Source organism: Geodermatophilus obscurus (genome assembly GCF_900143215.1).
Classification (GTDB): Bacteria; Actinomycetota; Actinomycetes; order Mycobacteriales; family Geodermatophilaceae; genus Geodermatophilus; species Geodermatophilus obscurus_A.
Window position 1 is genome coordinate 124063 of record NZ_FRDM01000011.1, and the last position, 14072, is coordinate 138134.

Below are 14072 nucleotides of genomic sequence, written 5' to 3' on the forward strand. Positions count from 1 at the left end.
GGAGGTGGCGCCGCTCGACCTGCCGGAGGGGCGGCAGCGGTCCTATCCTGGTGATCTTGACCGCTCCGGCCTTCCCCGCCCGCGGTCCACGGACGGGTCTCTGGACGGGAGCACGGCATGCGGTCGATCTGGCGCGGGGCGGTGTCCTTCGGCCTGGTCAGCATCGGCGTGAAGCTGTACACGGCCACCGAGGACCACGACATCCGGTTCAACCAGGTGCACGCCACCGACGGCGGGCGCATCAAGTACCGGCGGGTGTGCTCGATCGACGGTGCGGAGGTCGAGTACGCCGAGATCGCCAAGGGCTACGAACTGCCCGACGGCCAGCTCGTGGTGCTCACCGACGAGGACTTCGAGGAGCTGCCGCTGGCCAGCCGGCGGGAGATCGAGGTCCTGCAGTTCGTCGACCAGGACGAGATCGACCCGATCCAGTACGAGAAGACGTACTACCTGGAGCCCGACCCCTCGGCGACCCGCCCGTACGTGCTGCTGCGCGACGCGCTGGAGAACGCCGGCCGGGTCGCCATCACCAAGATCGCCATCCGGTCGCGGGAGTCGCTGGCCGCGTTGCGCGTGAAGGACGGCGTGATGGTGCTGCACACCATGCGCTGGCCCGACGAGATCCGCCGTCCCGACTTCGCCTTCCTCGACGAGGACGTCGCCGTCCGGCCGCAGGAGCTGCAGATGGCCGAGGCGCTGATCGGGTCGATGACCGGTGAGTTCGACCCCACCGAGTTCACCGACGACTACCGCGAGGCGATGGCCGAGCTGCTCGAGGCCAAGCAGAGCGGCGGCGAGGTGCAGCCGCTGCCGGAGACCGCCGAGTCCGGCGCGGCCGTCGTCGACCTGATGAGTGCGCTGCGGCGCAGCGTGGAGGCCGCCCGCGGCGGCGCCGCCGCCGAGGAGGCCCCGGGGAAGCCGGCACCGGCGAAGAGGGCGCTGGCGAAGGAGGCGACGGCGAAGGAGGCGACAGCGGCGCGGAAGGCCACGCGGGGCGCCGACGAGGACGCCGCGCCGGCCCGCCGCACGACGGCGCGGAAGGCCACCGCGGCGAAGCGGACCAGCGCGGCCGAGAAGACGACGGCCAGGAAGGCGACCGCTGCGAGGAAGGCGGCCGCGACCGTGGAGGCCACCGCCGAGAAGGCGCCGGCCAAGCGGGCCCGCCGCACCGCCTGAGGTGCCGACCCGGGGGAGCGCCCGGCGGCCGGTCCCGCCGGCCGGAGAGCCGTTCGTCGTCACCGAGCACCCGTCCCGCCGCGTCGAGCTGCGGCTGGAGCGCAACGGCGTGCCGTGCTGCTGGGACCTGCCGGAGGGGCCGCCCACCGCGCGGGGCCGGGCGCTGCCCGCCGTCCCCACGACGGGCGGGAACGGAACCGGGCTGCCGACCTGGGACGCGGGCCGCTACGCCGTCGAGCAGTGGACCGACGACCGCGTCGTCGTGGTCCTCGGCGGCCGGCGGCTGCACGGCCGCCACGTCCTCTTCCGGTCGCCCGGCGGCGGCTGGCTCGTCCGCGCGCTCGACGCGCCCACGGAGAGGGCGCCCCTGGTCCCGATGCTCGCCACCGCGGGGGAGCTGCCGGCGCCTCCGCAGGACTCCGAGTGGGGCTACGAGTTCAAGTGGGACGGTGTCCGGGCGGTGGCCGTCGTCGAGGCCGGGGGGCTGGCGCTCCGGGCCCGCAGCGGCACGGACATCACCGTCCGTTATCCCGAACTGACCCACCTACCGGAGGTGCTGAGCGGGCACGACGCGGTCGTCGACGGCGAGGTCGTCGCCCTCGACGCGCGCGGCCGGCCGGACTTCGGCGCGCTGCAGGGGCGGATGCACCGGACCGGCCCGGAGGTGCGCCGGATGGCCGCGGACGCCCCGGTGACCTACCTGGTGTTCGACCTGCTCGCCTGGGAGGGCGAGAGCCTGCTCGCGCTGCCGTACGCGCAGCGTCGCGAGCGGCTGGAGGCGCTGGGCGTCGGGGGCGAGCGGTGGGTGCCCACGCCGTGGTTCCGCGGCGGCGGGGCCGCGGTGCTGGCCGCCAGCCGCGACAACGGCCTGGAGGGGATCGTCGCCAAACGGCTGGACTCGCCGTACCGCCCGGGGCTCCGGGGGCCGGACTGGCGCAAGGTGAAGAACGTCCGGACGCAGGCGGTCGTCGTCGGCGGCTGGCGGCCCGGACAGGGCCGGCGGGCCGGGGGAGTGGGGTCGCTGCTGGTGGGGGTGCACGACGACGCCGGCCGACTGGTCTACGCCGGGCACGTCGGCACCGGCTTCACCGCCCGAGCGCTCGAGGAGCTCGAGCCGCTGTTCACGCCGGCCGGCCGCCCACCGTTCGTCGACGCGCTGCCCCGCGAGGTCACCCGCGACGCGCGCTGGGTGGTGCCGGAGCTGGTCGGGGAGGTGGCGTTCGCCGCGTGGACCGCCGACGGCCGGATGCGCCACCCGTCGTGGCGCGGGCTGCGCGACGACCTGGCGCCCGAGGACGTGGTCGAGGAGTGGTGAACCGGGTACGGGTGGTCGGGTGACCAGGCAGTTGGTGCGCGTGGACGGCCGGCAGCTGCACGTGTCCAACCTGGAGAAGGTCCTCTTCCCCGAGGTGTCCTTCACCAAGGCCCAGGTCATCGACTACTACGTGCGGGTCGCGCCGGTGCTGCTGCCGCACCTGTCCGGTCGGCCGGTGACCTTCACCCGCTGGCCCGACGGGGTGGAGGGGCAGGCGTTCTTCGAGAAGAACAGCGCCCGGCACGCCCCGGACTGGGTGCGGAAGGTGACCGTGCCGAGCCCCGGCAGCTCCCGCGGTCGGGAGACCCTCGACATGGTGATCCTGGAGACGGTGGCCGACCTCGCGTGGGCGGCCAACCTGGCCGCGCTGGAGCTGCACGTGCCGCAGTGGCAGGTGGGCAGCCGGCTGCAGCCGGCGCTGCCCGACCTGCTGGTGCTCGACCTGGATCCCGGTCCGGACGCCGGGATCCTCGAGTGCTGCGAGGTCGCCGACCGGCTGCGCGAGCGGCTGGTCGACGACGGCCTGGACCCGGTGGTCAAGACGTCGGGCTCCAAGGGCGTGCAGGTGTACGCGCCGATCCGGGTGACCGACCGCGAGCACCCCAGCCGCTACGCCCGGGCGCTGGCGCAGGCGCTGTCGGCCGAGACGCCCGACCGCGTGGTGTGGCGGATGGAGAAGGTGCTGCGCCCGGGCAAGGTGCTCATCGACTGGAGCCAGAACAACCCGGCCAAGACGACGGTCGCGCCGTACTCGCTGCGCGCCCGGCCCGACGCGACGGTGTCCACCCCGATCGGCTGGGACGAGGTCGAGGCCGTGCTCGACGGGGCCGACCCCGGCCTGCTGCGCTTCCGCACCGAGGACGTGCTGGCCCGGGTCGAGGACTACGGCGACCTGTTCGACATCGCCGGGGCGCAGCGCGCCGTCCTGCCCCCGGCCTGAAAAGGGCCCCGTCCTCCTCACCCTCGCAGGCTCGGGGCGGTGCCCTCGACGGGGACGGGCGACTGGCATCCTCGCTTCCCGTGTCCGCTGAACTGCCCTCTCCCGGCCCGCGCGACGAGCGGCTGACCGACGTCGGGCGCCTCGTCGTCCGCTGCCCCGACCGGCCCGGGATCGTCGCCGTCCTCAGTGGGCTGATGGCCGACGTGGGGGCGAACATCATCGACTCGCAGCAGCACTCCTCCGACCCGGTGGGCGGCACGTTCACGCTCCGGCTGGAGTTCTTCCTCGCCGACCTGGTCCGCCGCCGCCAGCAGCTCGAGGGCGCCCTGGCCCTGCTCGCGCAGCAGTGGCAGTTCACCTGGCGGCTGACCGAGGCCGCGCACCGCCCGCGGCTGGCGGTGTTCGTGTCCAAGGCCGACCACGTGCTCCAGGAGCTGCTCTACCGGGTCCGCGCCGGCGACCTGCGCGCAGAGATCGCCGCCGTCGTGTCCAACCACCCCGACCTCGAGCCGGTCGCCCGCGGGGCCGGCGTCCCGTTCCACCACGTGCCGGTGACACCGGAGACCAAGGCGGCGGCCGAGGCGCGGGCGCTGGAGCTGGTCGGGGACGTCGACCTGGTCGTGCTCGCCCGCTACATGCAGATCGTCTCGGCCGACTTCTGCAGCCGGTTCCCGGAGCGGCTGATCAACATCCACCACAGCTTCCTGCCGGCGTTCGTCGGGGCGAACCCCTACCGGGCGGCGCACGACCGCGGCGTCAAGCTGATCGGGGCGACCGCCCACTACGTGACGCCGGAGCTCGACGCCGGGCCGATCATCGAGCAGGAGGTCGCCCGTGTGGACCACCGCGCGACGGTGGAGGACATGCGCCGCATCGGCCGCTACGTCGAGCGCCAGGTGCTGGCCCAGGCGGTCACCTGGCACGTCGAGGACCGGGTCATCGTGGACGGCGAGAAGACCATCGTCTTCGCGTGAGGGCACCGCGGCAGCGAGTGACCTCAGGCGGCGCGCCCGTTGCTCGTCTTGACTCGATCAAAACAAGCGGGTTGGCTCGACCCGATGGAGACCACCGGGCAGGAGCAGCTCCGCATGGTCGGGCTGCGTGTCACGCGGCCCCGCCTGTCGGTGCTGCAGGTGCTCGCCGAGCGTCCGCACGCGGACGTCGACACCATCGTCACCGCGGCTCGTGCCGTGCACCCCACGTTGTCGCCCCAGGCGGTCTACGGGGTGCTCGAGGCCCTCGTCTCCCGCGGCCTGGCCCGCCGGATCGAGCCGGCGGGCGCACCCGCGCTGTTCGAGCTGCGGGTCGGTGACAACCACCACCACCTGGTCTGCCGCTCGTGCGGTGCGGTGGCTGACGTCGACTGCACCGTGGGTGCGGCTCCGTGCCTGACGCCCTCGGACACGGCGGGTTTCGTCGTGGACGAGGCCGAGGTCGTCTTCTGGGGTCTCTGCCGGGACTGCCGGGTAGGTAACCCATCGGAGACAACGGGAGTCCCCGAGCACCACGATCGAAGAGGAGTGAAGCAATGACCGACGTCGCATCGCAGGGCCCTGCTCGGAGCGAGGCCGACCGTCCGGTCCTGACGAACCGTCAGGGTCACCCGGTCTACGACAACCAGAACCAGCGGACGGTGGGGGCCCGTGGCCCCGCCACGCTGGAGAACTACCAGTTCCTCGAGAAGATGAGCCACTTCGACCGGGAGCGCATCCCGGAGCGGGTGGTCCACGCGCGCGGGGCCACCGCCTTCGGGTACTTCGAGGCCGACGGCACGGTCGGCGACGAGCCGATCAGCAGGTACACGCGTGCCAAGCTGTTCCAGGAGAAGGGCAAGCGCACCGACCTGGCGATCCGCTTCTCCACCGTCGCCGGTGGCCGTGACTCCTCCGAGGTGGCCCGCGACCCGCGCGGCTTCGCGGTGAAGTTCTACACCGAGGACGGCAACTGGGACCTCGTCGGCAACAACCTCGGCATCTTCTTCATCCGCGACGCCATCAAGTTCCCCGACTTCATCCACTCGCAGAAGCCGGACCCGGTCACCTTCGAGGCGAACGTCGCCTGGCGGGCCTTCGACTTCTTCAGCCAGGCGCCCGAGTCCATGCACATGATCATGCTGGTGTTCAGCCCGCGCGGGATCCCGGCGAGCTACCGGCACCAGCAGGGTTTCGGCGTCAACACCTACCGGTGGGTCAACGCCCAGAACGAGACCCACCTGGTGAAGTACCACTGGTTCCCGCACCAGGGCGTGAAGTCCTACACCGGGGCTGACGCCGCGGCCGTGCAGGCCCAGACCCTGGGCTCGCACACCAAGGACCTCTACGACGCCATCGAGCGCGGCGACCACCCCAAGTGGGACCTCTATGTCCAGCTCATGAGCGACGACGAGCACCCCGAGCTGGACTTCGACCCGCTCGACGACACCAAGGTGTGGCCCGAGGAGGTCTTCCCGCTCCGCAAGGTCGGGACGATGACCCTCGACCGGATCCCGGAGAACTTCTTCACCGACAACGAGCAGATCTCCTTCGGCACCGGTGTGCTGGTCGACGGGCTCGACTTCTCCGACGACAAGATGCTCGTCGGGCGGACGTTCTCCTACTCCGACACGCAGCGCTACCGGGTGGGCCCGAACTACCTGCAGCTGCCGGTCAACCAGGCGAAGAACGCCCGGGTGGCCACCAACCAGCGCGACGGCCAGATGGCCTACGGCGTGGATCTCGGCGAGGGCCAGAACCCGCACGTGAACTACGAGCCGTCGATCCAGGGCGGGTTGCGCGAGGCGGCGGCCCCGGCCGAGGACGAGATCGGCCCGGTGATCACCGGCCGGGTCACTCGCAAGCGGATCCCGCGGACGAACGACTACAAGCAGGCCGGTGAGCGCTATCTGCTCAGCGAGCAGTGGGAGAAGGACGACCTGGTCCTCAACTTCGTCACCAACCTGGAGCAGTGCCCGCGCGAGATCCAGGAGCGCATGGTCTGGCACTTCTTCATGTGCGAGGACGAGCTCGGCCAGCGTGTCGGCGACGGTCTGGGCATCACCGCGGACGACGTCCGTGGCCTGTCCCCGCTGCAGACGCAGACCCTCTCCGACGAGGAGCTGCAGCGCGCTGCCAACCTCGGCAAGAACGGTCCGCGCGACGTCACCGGCCACGTGATGACGCACTGCGTGCCCAACGAGCACGTGGTCGTCGCCTGACAGCCGCGGGAGCATCGCAGGGAGCGCTGGCGACCGAGGAGCGGACCGTGGCGCGGAAGGCGACCGGCGACATCGTCGCCTGACAGCCGCGGGAGCATCGCAGGGAGCGCTGGCGACCGAGGAGCGGAGCGTGGCGCGGAAGGCGACCGGCGACATCGTCGCCTGACAGCGGGCACCACCACTCCGCGGCGGGCCGCGACCGGGGACCCCCCGGTCGCGGCCCGCTGTGCTGTGCCCGCCCGGCTCCCGCCGGCCGGGCTGGGTCCCGTGGCCTGGCTCACCTACCGTCTCCCGCGGTTCTGCAGCGCTGCGCCAGTTCGGCCTCGTCGTCGTCGGCGCCGTCGTCCACACGCTGCGGACGCCGGAGGAGTGGGCGCTGTCCGGCACCGGCGCGACCGCGGTCATCACCATCGGGCTGGCGGGCATGATGGTCGGCGCGCTGACCATCGGCACCCTCATCGACCTCGTCGGGCGCCGGAAGTCGCTCATCGGGGCCGTGACGGCGTTCTCGCTGCTCACCCTGCTGTGCGCCTTCGCGCCCGCCGCGGTCTTCGGCCTGCTGCGCTTCCTGGCCGGCACTTCCTGACCGGCTGCTTCGTCTTCAGCGCCCAGGGGCTCGGCTACGCCTTCGTCAGCGCCAACCACCCACCGCAGGTGCGCGCCAGCGCGCTCGGCCGGTCGGCCGGCGCCGGGCGGATCGGCGCGATCGTCGGCCCGGTCGTGACCGGCGCGCTGGTCACGGCCGGCGTCGCGTTCCCGTGGGGCTTCTCCGTGTTCGCCGCCGTCGGGGTCCTGGGTTCCCTCGGGATGACCACCACCCGGATCCGCCGGGCGGTGGGCGCCGGCCGCTGACCTCCCGGGAGCCGGCTGCGGTCGCCGGGTGCCCGGTGACCGCCCCAGCCGCATCCCGACGCCCCGGGTGCCTGGCGCCCGGCCCCCCGGGCCCCCCACGATCGCCGCCATGAGGACGTCGATGACGCGGGTCGCGATCGACGGCGGGCAGGTGGAGACGGTGGTCCTCGGCGCCGGCGACCCCATCGCGCTCGTGCCCACCGCGCTGACCGCGGACGAGCTCCTGCCGCTGGCCGAGCGGCTGCAGGGACGGTTCCAGGTCGTCCACTACCACCGGCGCGGCTATGCCGGCAGCAGTCCGGCCGCGCCACCCGGGTCGGTCGCGGAGGACGCGGCCGACTGCGCACGGCTGCTCGCGGCGCTGGGCATCGGAAGGGCGAACGTCCTCGGTGCCTCGTACAGCGGCGCGGTGGCACTCCAGCTGGCCGTGGACCACCCCGACCTGGTCCACACGCTCACGCTCGTCGAACCGCCGCCGGTGCACGGCCCGGCCGATGCCGAGTTCCGCGCCGCCAACGCCGCCCTCCTGGCCGACCGGCAGGCTCGGGGAGCGGAGGCCGCCGTCGAGCGCTTCCTCTTGAGCACGATGGGATCCGACTGGCGCGGCCGGCTCGACGTCGCCGTTCCGGGCACCTCCGCACAGGTACGGCGCGACAGCCGGACCTTCCTCGACGTCGACATCCCGGCGTTGCTGGGCTGGCCGTTCGACGTCGCCACCGCCACCCGGGTGCGCTGTCCGGTGTTGCACGTCTCCGGGGGCGGCCACGGTCCCTACTTCGACGGGGTGGGCGATCTGATCCACGCGTGGCTGCCGCACGCCGAGCAGGTGACGATCGCAGGCGCAGGCCACGACATCGCGCTGACCCACCCCGACGCCCTGGTCGAGGTGCTCGTGCCCTTCCTGGCCCGCCATCCCGTCGACTGACCACCGCCCTCTGCTGGGAGGCGGAGCCCGCCGTGGGGTGCGGAGCCCAACCGCGTGATGTCGTGCGGGCCGCGGAGGTCGCTCACTCGCCGCGGCGGCGCTCCTGGTCGGCGAGGAAGCGCTCGAGCTCCGCGCCGATCTCCTCGCCGCTGGGCACCTCGCCGATGTCGCTCAGCAGACCGGCGCCCTCGCGGGCGGCGGTGAACTGGTCGAACTGCTGCTCCAGCGCGGCCACGACGGCGGTGTTCTCGGGGGAGCGGGCGATCTGCTCGTCGATCTCGCTGCGGTGCGCCTCGGCGGCCTCCCGCAGCGCCTCGGTGGGCAGGTGCAGACCGGTCAGCCGGGACAGGTGCTCGAGCAGCGTCAGCGACGCCGCCGGGAAGGTCGCTTGCGCCAGGTAGTGCGGCACGTGCGCGGCCACCCCGTAGGCGTCCACGCCGGCCTCGCCCATCCGCAGCTCCAGCAGCGCCGCGACGCTGCCGGGGAGCCTCATCTCGCCCCAGTAGACCGGGTACTCCGCGATCAGCGCGCGCCGCGTGGCGTGGGCGGTGACGGTGACCGGCCGGGTGTGCGGCACCGGCATCGGGACCGCCTGCAGCGACACGACCGACGTGACGCCGAGCCGCTCGACCAGCCAGCCGATCGCGGCCACGAAGCGCTCCCAGGCGAAGTCCGGCTCCGTGCCGTGCAGCAGCAGGAACGGCTCGCCGGCGTCGTCCTCCAGCGCGTAGAGGAGCAGCTCCGGGGCGGCGTACGACTCGTAGCGGTCGCCGGAGAAGGTCATCCGCGGCCGGTGGGCCCGGTAGTCGACCAGGCTGTCGACGTCGAACCGGGCGACCACCTCGTGCGGCAGCGCGTTGAGCAGGTGGGCGCCGGCCAGCGCCCCGGCCGAGGCCGCGTCGAACTCCCCGGCGACGTCGTGCACCAGCACCAGCCCGCGGCGGGCACCGGCGTCGGTGACCTCGGACTCGCGGACCAGGAACGGCTCGGCCTCGGGGAGCAGCTCGACGAGCTGCTCCGGTCGCTGCGCCACGGTGGGTGCCTCCTCGCGGTACGGATCTACCACCTACAGCTCCCCCCGTGCCGACCGCATTCCCCGGGTCGCCCGCAGGGGTCAGGCCGGCGGGCGGGCCGGGGTGTCGTCGTCGGCGTCCGGGGCGTCCTCCGGGACGGGTCCGGAGGCCGGCGTCCGGACGCGCTCCCGGACGACCGTGGCCCCGGCGTCGTCGCCGGTGACCTGCACCCGGGTGCCGTCGTCGGCGACCTCCGGTGTCCGGCCGTCGAGCTCGTCGCGGACGTACCGGTAGATGACGGCGATGAGCGCGGCCACGGGGACGCCGAGGAACGTGCCGAGGATGCCGTACAGGCTGCCGCCGGCGGTGACCGCCAGGATGACCACGGCCGCGTGCAGGTTGAGCCCGCGGCCCTGGAGGATCGGCTGCAGCACGTTGCCCTCCAGTTGCTGCACGACCAGCACGATGACCAGCACGATGAGCGCGGTCTGCCAGCCGTTGCTGACCAGCGCGACGAGCACCGCGAAGGCGCCGGCGACGAAGGCGCCGATGATCGGGATGAACGCGCCGAAGAAGGTCAGGACGGCGAGCGGCAGCACCAGGGGCACGCCGAGGATCCACAGGCCCAGGCCGATGAAGAAGGCGTCGATGAAACCGACCAGGGCCTGCTGCCGGATGAACTCCGAGAGGGTCGTCCAGGTCTTGTACGACAGCGCCGCCACGTGCGGGGCCACCTTGGGGCCGGTTTGGGCGGCCAGCCACGGCAGCCAGCGCGGGCCGTCCTTGATGAAGAAGAAGGCCAGGACCAGGGCGAGGACCAGGTTGAGCAGGATGCCGCCGACCGCCGTGGCGCCGGTGAGCGCGTAGCCGGCGATGTTCTGCGCGTTGTTCTGGATCGTGTCGATGACCTGGTCGACCGCCTGGCCGATCTGGTCCTCGCCGAGGTTCAGCGGCGGACCGGTCACCCACTGCTGCACGTCCTGCAGCCCGGCGGTGGCGGCGTCGGCGAGCTCGCCGGCCTGGTCGGCCACCTGCGGCACGATCCAGGAGAACAGGCCTGCGATGAGGGCGAGGAAGGCCAGCAGCACCACCAGGGCGGCCAGCGCCGGCGGGAAGTGCAGCTTCCGCAGCACCCGGGTGGGCGGCCAGAGCACGGTGGCGAACAGCAGGCCGAGGATGACCGGCAGCAGGATCGGCCACAGCCGCCCGAGGACCCAGCCGACCACCACGAGCGCGGCGGCGATCAGCAGCAGCTGCGCCGAGGCGATGGCGAGCGCCCGCACGCCCTTCTGCAGCCGGGGTCCGCGCTCGGCGCCCGGGGCGGGGCTGGACGTCACCGCGGCGCTGGGCATCGCCGCGAAACTGGGCGTCCGTCCGGTCACCGGAGGCGCGTCGCCGGACGGGTCGGCGGACGACGCGCCCGAGCGGCCGGGCATGCGGAGCCTCATGGGTCGATCACAGCACAGCCGGGTACCCCGGAACTGGCCGGGACGATCATCAGGCGCCCGTCGTAACGTCACGTCATGCCCAGAACCGCGACCGCCGACCGGGTCGACCGTGCCGCCCTCGAGGAGTTCCTCCGTCCCCGCCACAAGGCGGTGCTGGTGACCCGGCGCAGCGGCGGGGGTGTGCAGCTGTCCCCGGTGAGCTGCGGTCTCGACCAGGAGGGGCGGGTCGTGGTCTCCACCTACCCGCAGCGCGCCAAGGCGGCCAACGCCCGGCGCGACCCGTCGGTCTCGCTGTGCGTGCTCTCCGACGACTTCGACGGGCCCTGGGTGCAGGTCGACGGCCGCGCCGAGGTCCTCGACGTCCCCGAGGCGCTCGAGCCGCTGGTCGACTACTACCGCGCGATCAGCGGGGAGCACCCCGACTGGGACGAGTACCGGGCGGCGATGGCCCGGCAGGGCAAGTCGCTGCTGCGCGTCACGGTCGAGCGCTGGGGGCCGATCGCGACGGGCGGTTTCCCGCCGAAGGTCATCGACAAGCTCTGAGGCTTGCGTCGAGGCGGGAGAGCCCGGAGACTCGCGGGGTGCCGTACGTGCTGGCGGTCGGCCAGCAGGCCAGCCGCCGGGGCCCGGACCGGGTCGCCGGTGTCCTGCAGCGGCTGGCGGACGGCGTTCCGACGGTGCTGCCCTTCGAGCGGACCGCGGGCGACGAGTTCCAGGGGGTGCTGGCCGACCCCGCGGTCGTCGTGGACGTCGTGCTGCGTCTGGTGCGCGAGGGCGGCTGGAGCATCGGCGTCGGGGCCGGTCCGCTGCAGACGCCGCTGCCCGGCAGCCGCGCCGGCGCCGGGCCGGCCCTCCTCTGCGCCCGGCGGGCGGTCGACGCGGCCGGGCAGCGCAGCGTGCGGCTCGCGGTGCGTGGCGCCGTCCCGCCGGACGCCGGTGACGCGCAGGCCGTGCTGAGCGCGCTGGCCGTCGTCGTCCAGCGGCGCAGTGCCCAGGCCTGGGAGGCGATCGAGCTGGTGCGCGCCGGGCGCACCCAGGCTGCCGCCGCCGCCGCGCTCGGCGTCTCCCGCCAGGCGGTGGGCCAGCGGCTGGCGGCGGGGCTGTGGGAGCTGGAACGCGAACTGCGGCCGACGGCCGCGCGGTTGCTCGCCCGGGCGGCCGGGTGAGCAGTCGCCGTCCCGGTCCTCGCCGGACGGCGTGCTGTGGGCGCGGCGTGCGTCGGCGTCGCGCCGCTGCTGCCGCGCAGCTGACCCGCCGCCGCGCGCGGTGATCACCGGGCGGTGAGAATGGGTTCCGCACCTCTGCCGTCCGATCCCCGGGAGCACCCGTGTCCGAGTCGACCGCGCCAGGCGGGATCCGCAACGCCGACCTGCTCGGCGTCTACACCAACGACCACCTGGCCTCGGCCACCGGCGGCGTCGAGCTGGTCAGCCGCATGCTCGGCCGCTGGCGCGGTACCGCCTACGAGCCGCGGCTCGAGGAGCTGCTCGACGAGCTGCGCGAGGAGCGCTCGTCGCTGGAGGGCCAGATGCGCACCCTCGGTCTGCCGGTGCGGCAGTACAAGCAGGCCGCCGTGTGGCTCGGGGAGAAGGTCTCCCGGGCCAAGTTCAACGGGCACCTGCTGTCCCGCTCGCCGCTGTCGGACCTGGTCGAGTTCGAGTTCATCGCGACCGCCGTGCTGGCCAAGCGGGCCGGGTTCGAGACGCTGCGCGCGGCGGCGGAGGCGGACCCCCGCATCGATCGGGCGCTGTTCGACCGGCTGATCGACCAGGCCGACAAGCAGCACCACTGGCTGGCCGACGTCCGCCGCGAGGTGGCCGCCGGCGTCTTCGGTGGCCACCCCGGCCCCGCCGACGCCGCCGCCGACACCTGAGCCCTCGTCGGGCGGCCTGCCGGGTGCACGGGTAGAACCGCCGGCATGTGCCACGACGCCGGCAGCCGCCCGCCTGCACCGCCGAGGAGCGGAGACGTCGCCGAGCGCGGCACGCTGACCCTGACCTCCGCCGACGGCACCGAGGTCGCCGCCGCCTATGCAGCGCCGGCCGGCCCGGTACAGGTCGGCGTGGTGCTGCTCCCCGACATCCGTGGGCTGCACCCGTACTACGTGGCGCTGGCCGAGCGGTTCGCCGCGGCCGGGCTGCCGGCGCTGGCCGTCGACTGGTTCGGGCGGACGGCGGAGCTGCCGGAGGCCGGGGCCCGCGGACAGGACGTCGACTGGCAGACCCACATCCCGCAGGTCACCGCGGCCGGCGTGGACGCCGACGTCACTGCGGCGGTGGCCTACCTGCGCGCGCGCACCCGCGCCGACCTGCCGGTGGTCACCGTGGGCTTCTGCTTCGGCGGCAGCCACTCCTGGCGGCTGGCCGCCGGCGACCTGGACCTGGCCGCCTGCGTCGGCTTCTACGGCAAGCCGGAGACGACCGGGGACGCCCCCGCCCTCCGCCCGACGCTCATGGTGATCGCCGGGGCCGACGCCGCGACCCCCGTGGCGGCCCAGCTGGCGCTGGCCGAGCGGCTGCGGTCGGGCGGCGCGGAGGTGGAGACCGCCGTCTACGACGGGGCTCCGCACTCCTTCTTCGACCGCGCGTACGGCGACTGGGCGCAGGCCTGCGACGACGTCTGGCGCCGCGTGCTGGCCCTCACCGACCGGGTGGCGGCGAGCTGAGCGCCGCCGCCCCCGCCGTCGTCCGGACCTCCTACGCTCGACGTCGGGTCCGGGCGTGCGAGGGCCCGCACGGGCGGAGCAGCGTCGCGCACCGGGCCGACGAGCCCCGGCGAGGAGGACCGATGAGCGAGCAGGGGAGCGGCGGGATCGACCCGGGCGTCATCGAGCTGGCGGCGCGGGTCTTCGGCCTGGCGCGCGGCGGGGCCACCGAGGAGCTGGCCGCCTACGTCGACGCCGGGGTGCCGGCGAACCTGACCAACGACAAGGGCGACACGCTGCTCATCCTGGCCGCCTACCACGGCCACCCGGCGACGGTCGCCGCTCTGCTGGACCGCGGCGCCGACGTCGGCCGGGTGAACGACCGGGGCCAGACGGCGCTGGCCGCGGCGGTGTTCAAGCAGTCGGAGGAGACCGTTCGCGCACTGCTCGCGGCGGGTGCCGACCCGGACGCCGGTGGCCCGACCGCACGGGAGACGGCGGCGTTCTTCGACCTGCCGGCGATGACCGCGCTGCTGGACGGTGCGCGTTCCTGAGCCGGACGGCCG

General features: G+C 73.9%; 16 protein-coding genes. 14 read left to right on the forward strand and 2 right to left on the reverse strand.

Annotation, left to right across the window (positions count from 1 at the left end; translation table 11 throughout):
- Nucleotides 1-117: 117 nt before the first annotated feature.
- The 9 genes from BUB17_RS12750 to BUB17_RS12790 all read left to right on the forward strand — a co-directional run bounded on the left by BUB17_RS12750 (nt 118) and on the right by BUB17_RS12790 (nt 8401).
- Nucleotides 118-1176, forward strand: coding sequence for a non-homologous end joining protein Ku (locus BUB17_RS12750; RefSeq protein WP_072918473.1), 1059 nt, complete (start codon nt 118-120; stop codon nt 1174-1176).
- A gap of 1 nt (nt 1177) precedes the next feature.
- Complete coding sequence (gene ligD, locus BUB17_RS12755; RefSeq protein WP_072918475.1) at nt 1178-2491, forward strand: non-homologous end-joining DNA ligase; 1314 nt, start codon at nt 1178-1180, stop codon at nt 2489-2491.
- Between the two features lie 19 nt (nt 2492-2510).
- Nucleotides 2511-3431 carry a non-homologous end-joining DNA ligase gene (gene ligD, locus BUB17_RS12760; RefSeq protein WP_072918476.1) on the forward strand — a complete coding sequence of 307 codons (921 nt, stop codon included), beginning with the start codon at nt 2511-2513 and terminating at the stop codon, nt 3429-3431.
- 80 nt (nt 3432-3511) lie between these two features.
- Nucleotides 3512-4405 carry a formyltetrahydrofolate deformylase gene (gene purU, locus BUB17_RS12765; protein WP_072918478.1) on the forward strand — a complete coding sequence of 298 codons (894 nt, stop codon included), beginning with the start codon at nt 3512-3514 and terminating at the stop codon, nt 4403-4405.
- 84 nt (nt 4406-4489) lie between these two features.
- Nucleotides 4490-4963 (forward strand): Fur family transcriptional regulator, encoded by a 474-nt coding sequence (locus BUB17_RS12770; RefSeq protein WP_072918480.1) that lies wholly within the window; start codon nt 4490-4492, stop codon nt 4961-4963.
- Nucleotides 4960-6624: a catalase gene (locus BUB17_RS12775; RefSeq protein ID WP_072918481.1), complete on the forward strand. Its 1665-nt coding sequence runs from the start codon at nt 4960-4962 to the stop codon at nt 6622-6624. The genes BUB17_RS12770 and BUB17_RS12775 overlap by 4 nt, the downstream gene beginning before the upstream one ends.
- Nucleotides 6625-6850: 226 nt before the next feature.
- On the forward strand, nt 6851-7210 hold the full coding sequence (locus tag BUB17_RS27430) for an MFS transporter (RefSeq protein ID WP_072918483.1): 360 nt from the start codon (nt 6851-6853) through the stop codon (nt 7208-7210).
- A gap of 68 nt (nt 7211-7278) precedes the next feature.
- A complete protein-coding gene (locus tag BUB17_RS27435) occupies nt 7279-7476 on the forward strand; it encodes a hypothetical protein (RefSeq protein WP_072918484.1) in 198 nt (65 codons plus the stop codon).
- Between the two features lie 109 nt (nt 7477-7585).
- Complete coding sequence (locus BUB17_RS12790) at nt 7586-8401, forward strand: alpha/beta fold hydrolase (protein WP_072918486.1); 816 nt, start codon at nt 7586-7588, stop codon at nt 8399-8401.
- A gap of 82 nt (nt 8402-8483) precedes the next feature.
- On the opposite strand, the gene BUB17_RS12795 is transcribed toward BUB17_RS12790, so the two are convergent.
- A complete protein-coding gene (locus BUB17_RS12795; protein ID WP_244277187.1) occupies nt 8484-9467 on the reverse strand; it encodes a proteasome assembly chaperone family protein in 984 nt (327 codons plus the stop codon).
- A gap of 48 nt (nt 9468-9515) precedes the next feature.
- A complete protein-coding gene (locus BUB17_RS12800; RefSeq protein WP_244277188.1) occupies nt 9516-10862 on the reverse strand; it encodes an AI-2E family transporter in 1347 nt (448 codons plus the stop codon).
- Nucleotides 10863-10937: 75 nt separating this feature from the next.
- Here BUB17_RS12800 and BUB17_RS12805 point away from each other — a divergent pair, with 75 nt between their 5' ends.
- The 5 genes from BUB17_RS12805 (at nt 10938) to BUB17_RS12825 (ending at nt 14060) form a co-directional block, all read left to right on the forward strand.
- Nucleotides 10938-11405 (forward strand): PPOX class F420-dependent oxidoreductase, encoded by a 468-nt coding sequence (locus BUB17_RS12805; protein ID WP_072918489.1) that lies wholly within the window; start codon nt 10938-10940, stop codon nt 11403-11405.
- Between the two features lie 38 nt (nt 11406-11443).
- Nucleotides 11444-12028 carry a hypothetical protein gene (locus BUB17_RS12810; RefSeq protein ID WP_072918491.1) on the forward strand — a complete coding sequence of 195 codons (585 nt, stop codon included), beginning with the start codon at nt 11444-11446 and terminating at the stop codon, nt 12026-12028.
- 161 nt (nt 12029-12189) lie between these two features.
- Entirely contained in the window at nt 12190-12735 is a 546-nt protein-coding gene (locus tag BUB17_RS12815) for a hypothetical protein (protein ID WP_072918492.1), read from the forward strand.
- A gap of 45 nt (nt 12736-12780) precedes the next feature.
- Nucleotides 12781-13527, forward strand: a complete 747-nt coding sequence (locus BUB17_RS12820; protein ID WP_072918494.1) for a dienelactone hydrolase family protein — start codon at nt 12781-12783, stop codon at nt 13525-13527.
- A gap of 122 nt (nt 13528-13649) precedes the next feature.
- Entirely contained in the window at nt 13650-14060 is a 411-nt protein-coding gene (locus BUB17_RS12825; RefSeq protein ID WP_072918496.1) for an ankyrin repeat domain-containing protein, read from the forward strand.
- Nucleotides 14061-14072: the final 12 nt, after the last annotated feature.

Bases quoted from the DNA above. Each gene is read 5' to 3' on its own strand.
- BUB17_RS12750 (WP_072918473.1), top strand. From the start codon at position 118: ATGCGGTCGATCTGGCGCGGGGCGGTGTCCTTCGGCCTGGTCAGCATC.
- BUB17_RS12770 (WP_072918480.1), top strand. From the start codon at position 4,490: ATGGAGACCACCGGGCAGGAGCAGCTCCGCATGGTCGGGCTGCGTGTC.
- BUB17_RS12775 (WP_072918481.1), top strand. From the start codon at position 4,960: ATGACCGACGTCGCATCGCAGGGCCCTGCTCGGAGCGAGGCCGACCGT.
- BUB17_RS12790 (WP_072918486.1), top strand. From the start codon at position 7,586: ATGAGGACGTCGATGACGCGGGTCGCGATCGACGGCGGGCAGGTGGAG.
- BUB17_RS12800 (WP_244277188.1), bottom strand. From the start codon at position 10,862: ATGAGGCTCCGCATGCCCGGCCGCTCGGGCGCGTCGTCCGCCGACCCG.
- BUB17_RS12805 (WP_072918489.1), top strand. From the start codon at position 10,938: ATGCCCAGAACCGCGACCGCCGACCGGGTCGACCGTGCCGCCCTCGAG.
- BUB17_RS12820 (WP_072918494.1), top strand. From the start codon at position 12,781: ATGTGCCACGACGCCGGCAGCCGCCCGCCTGCACCGCCGAGGAGCGGA.
- BUB17_RS12825 (WP_072918496.1), top strand. From the start codon at position 13,650: ATGAGCGAGCAGGGGAGCGGCGGGATCGACCCGGGCGTCATCGAGCTG.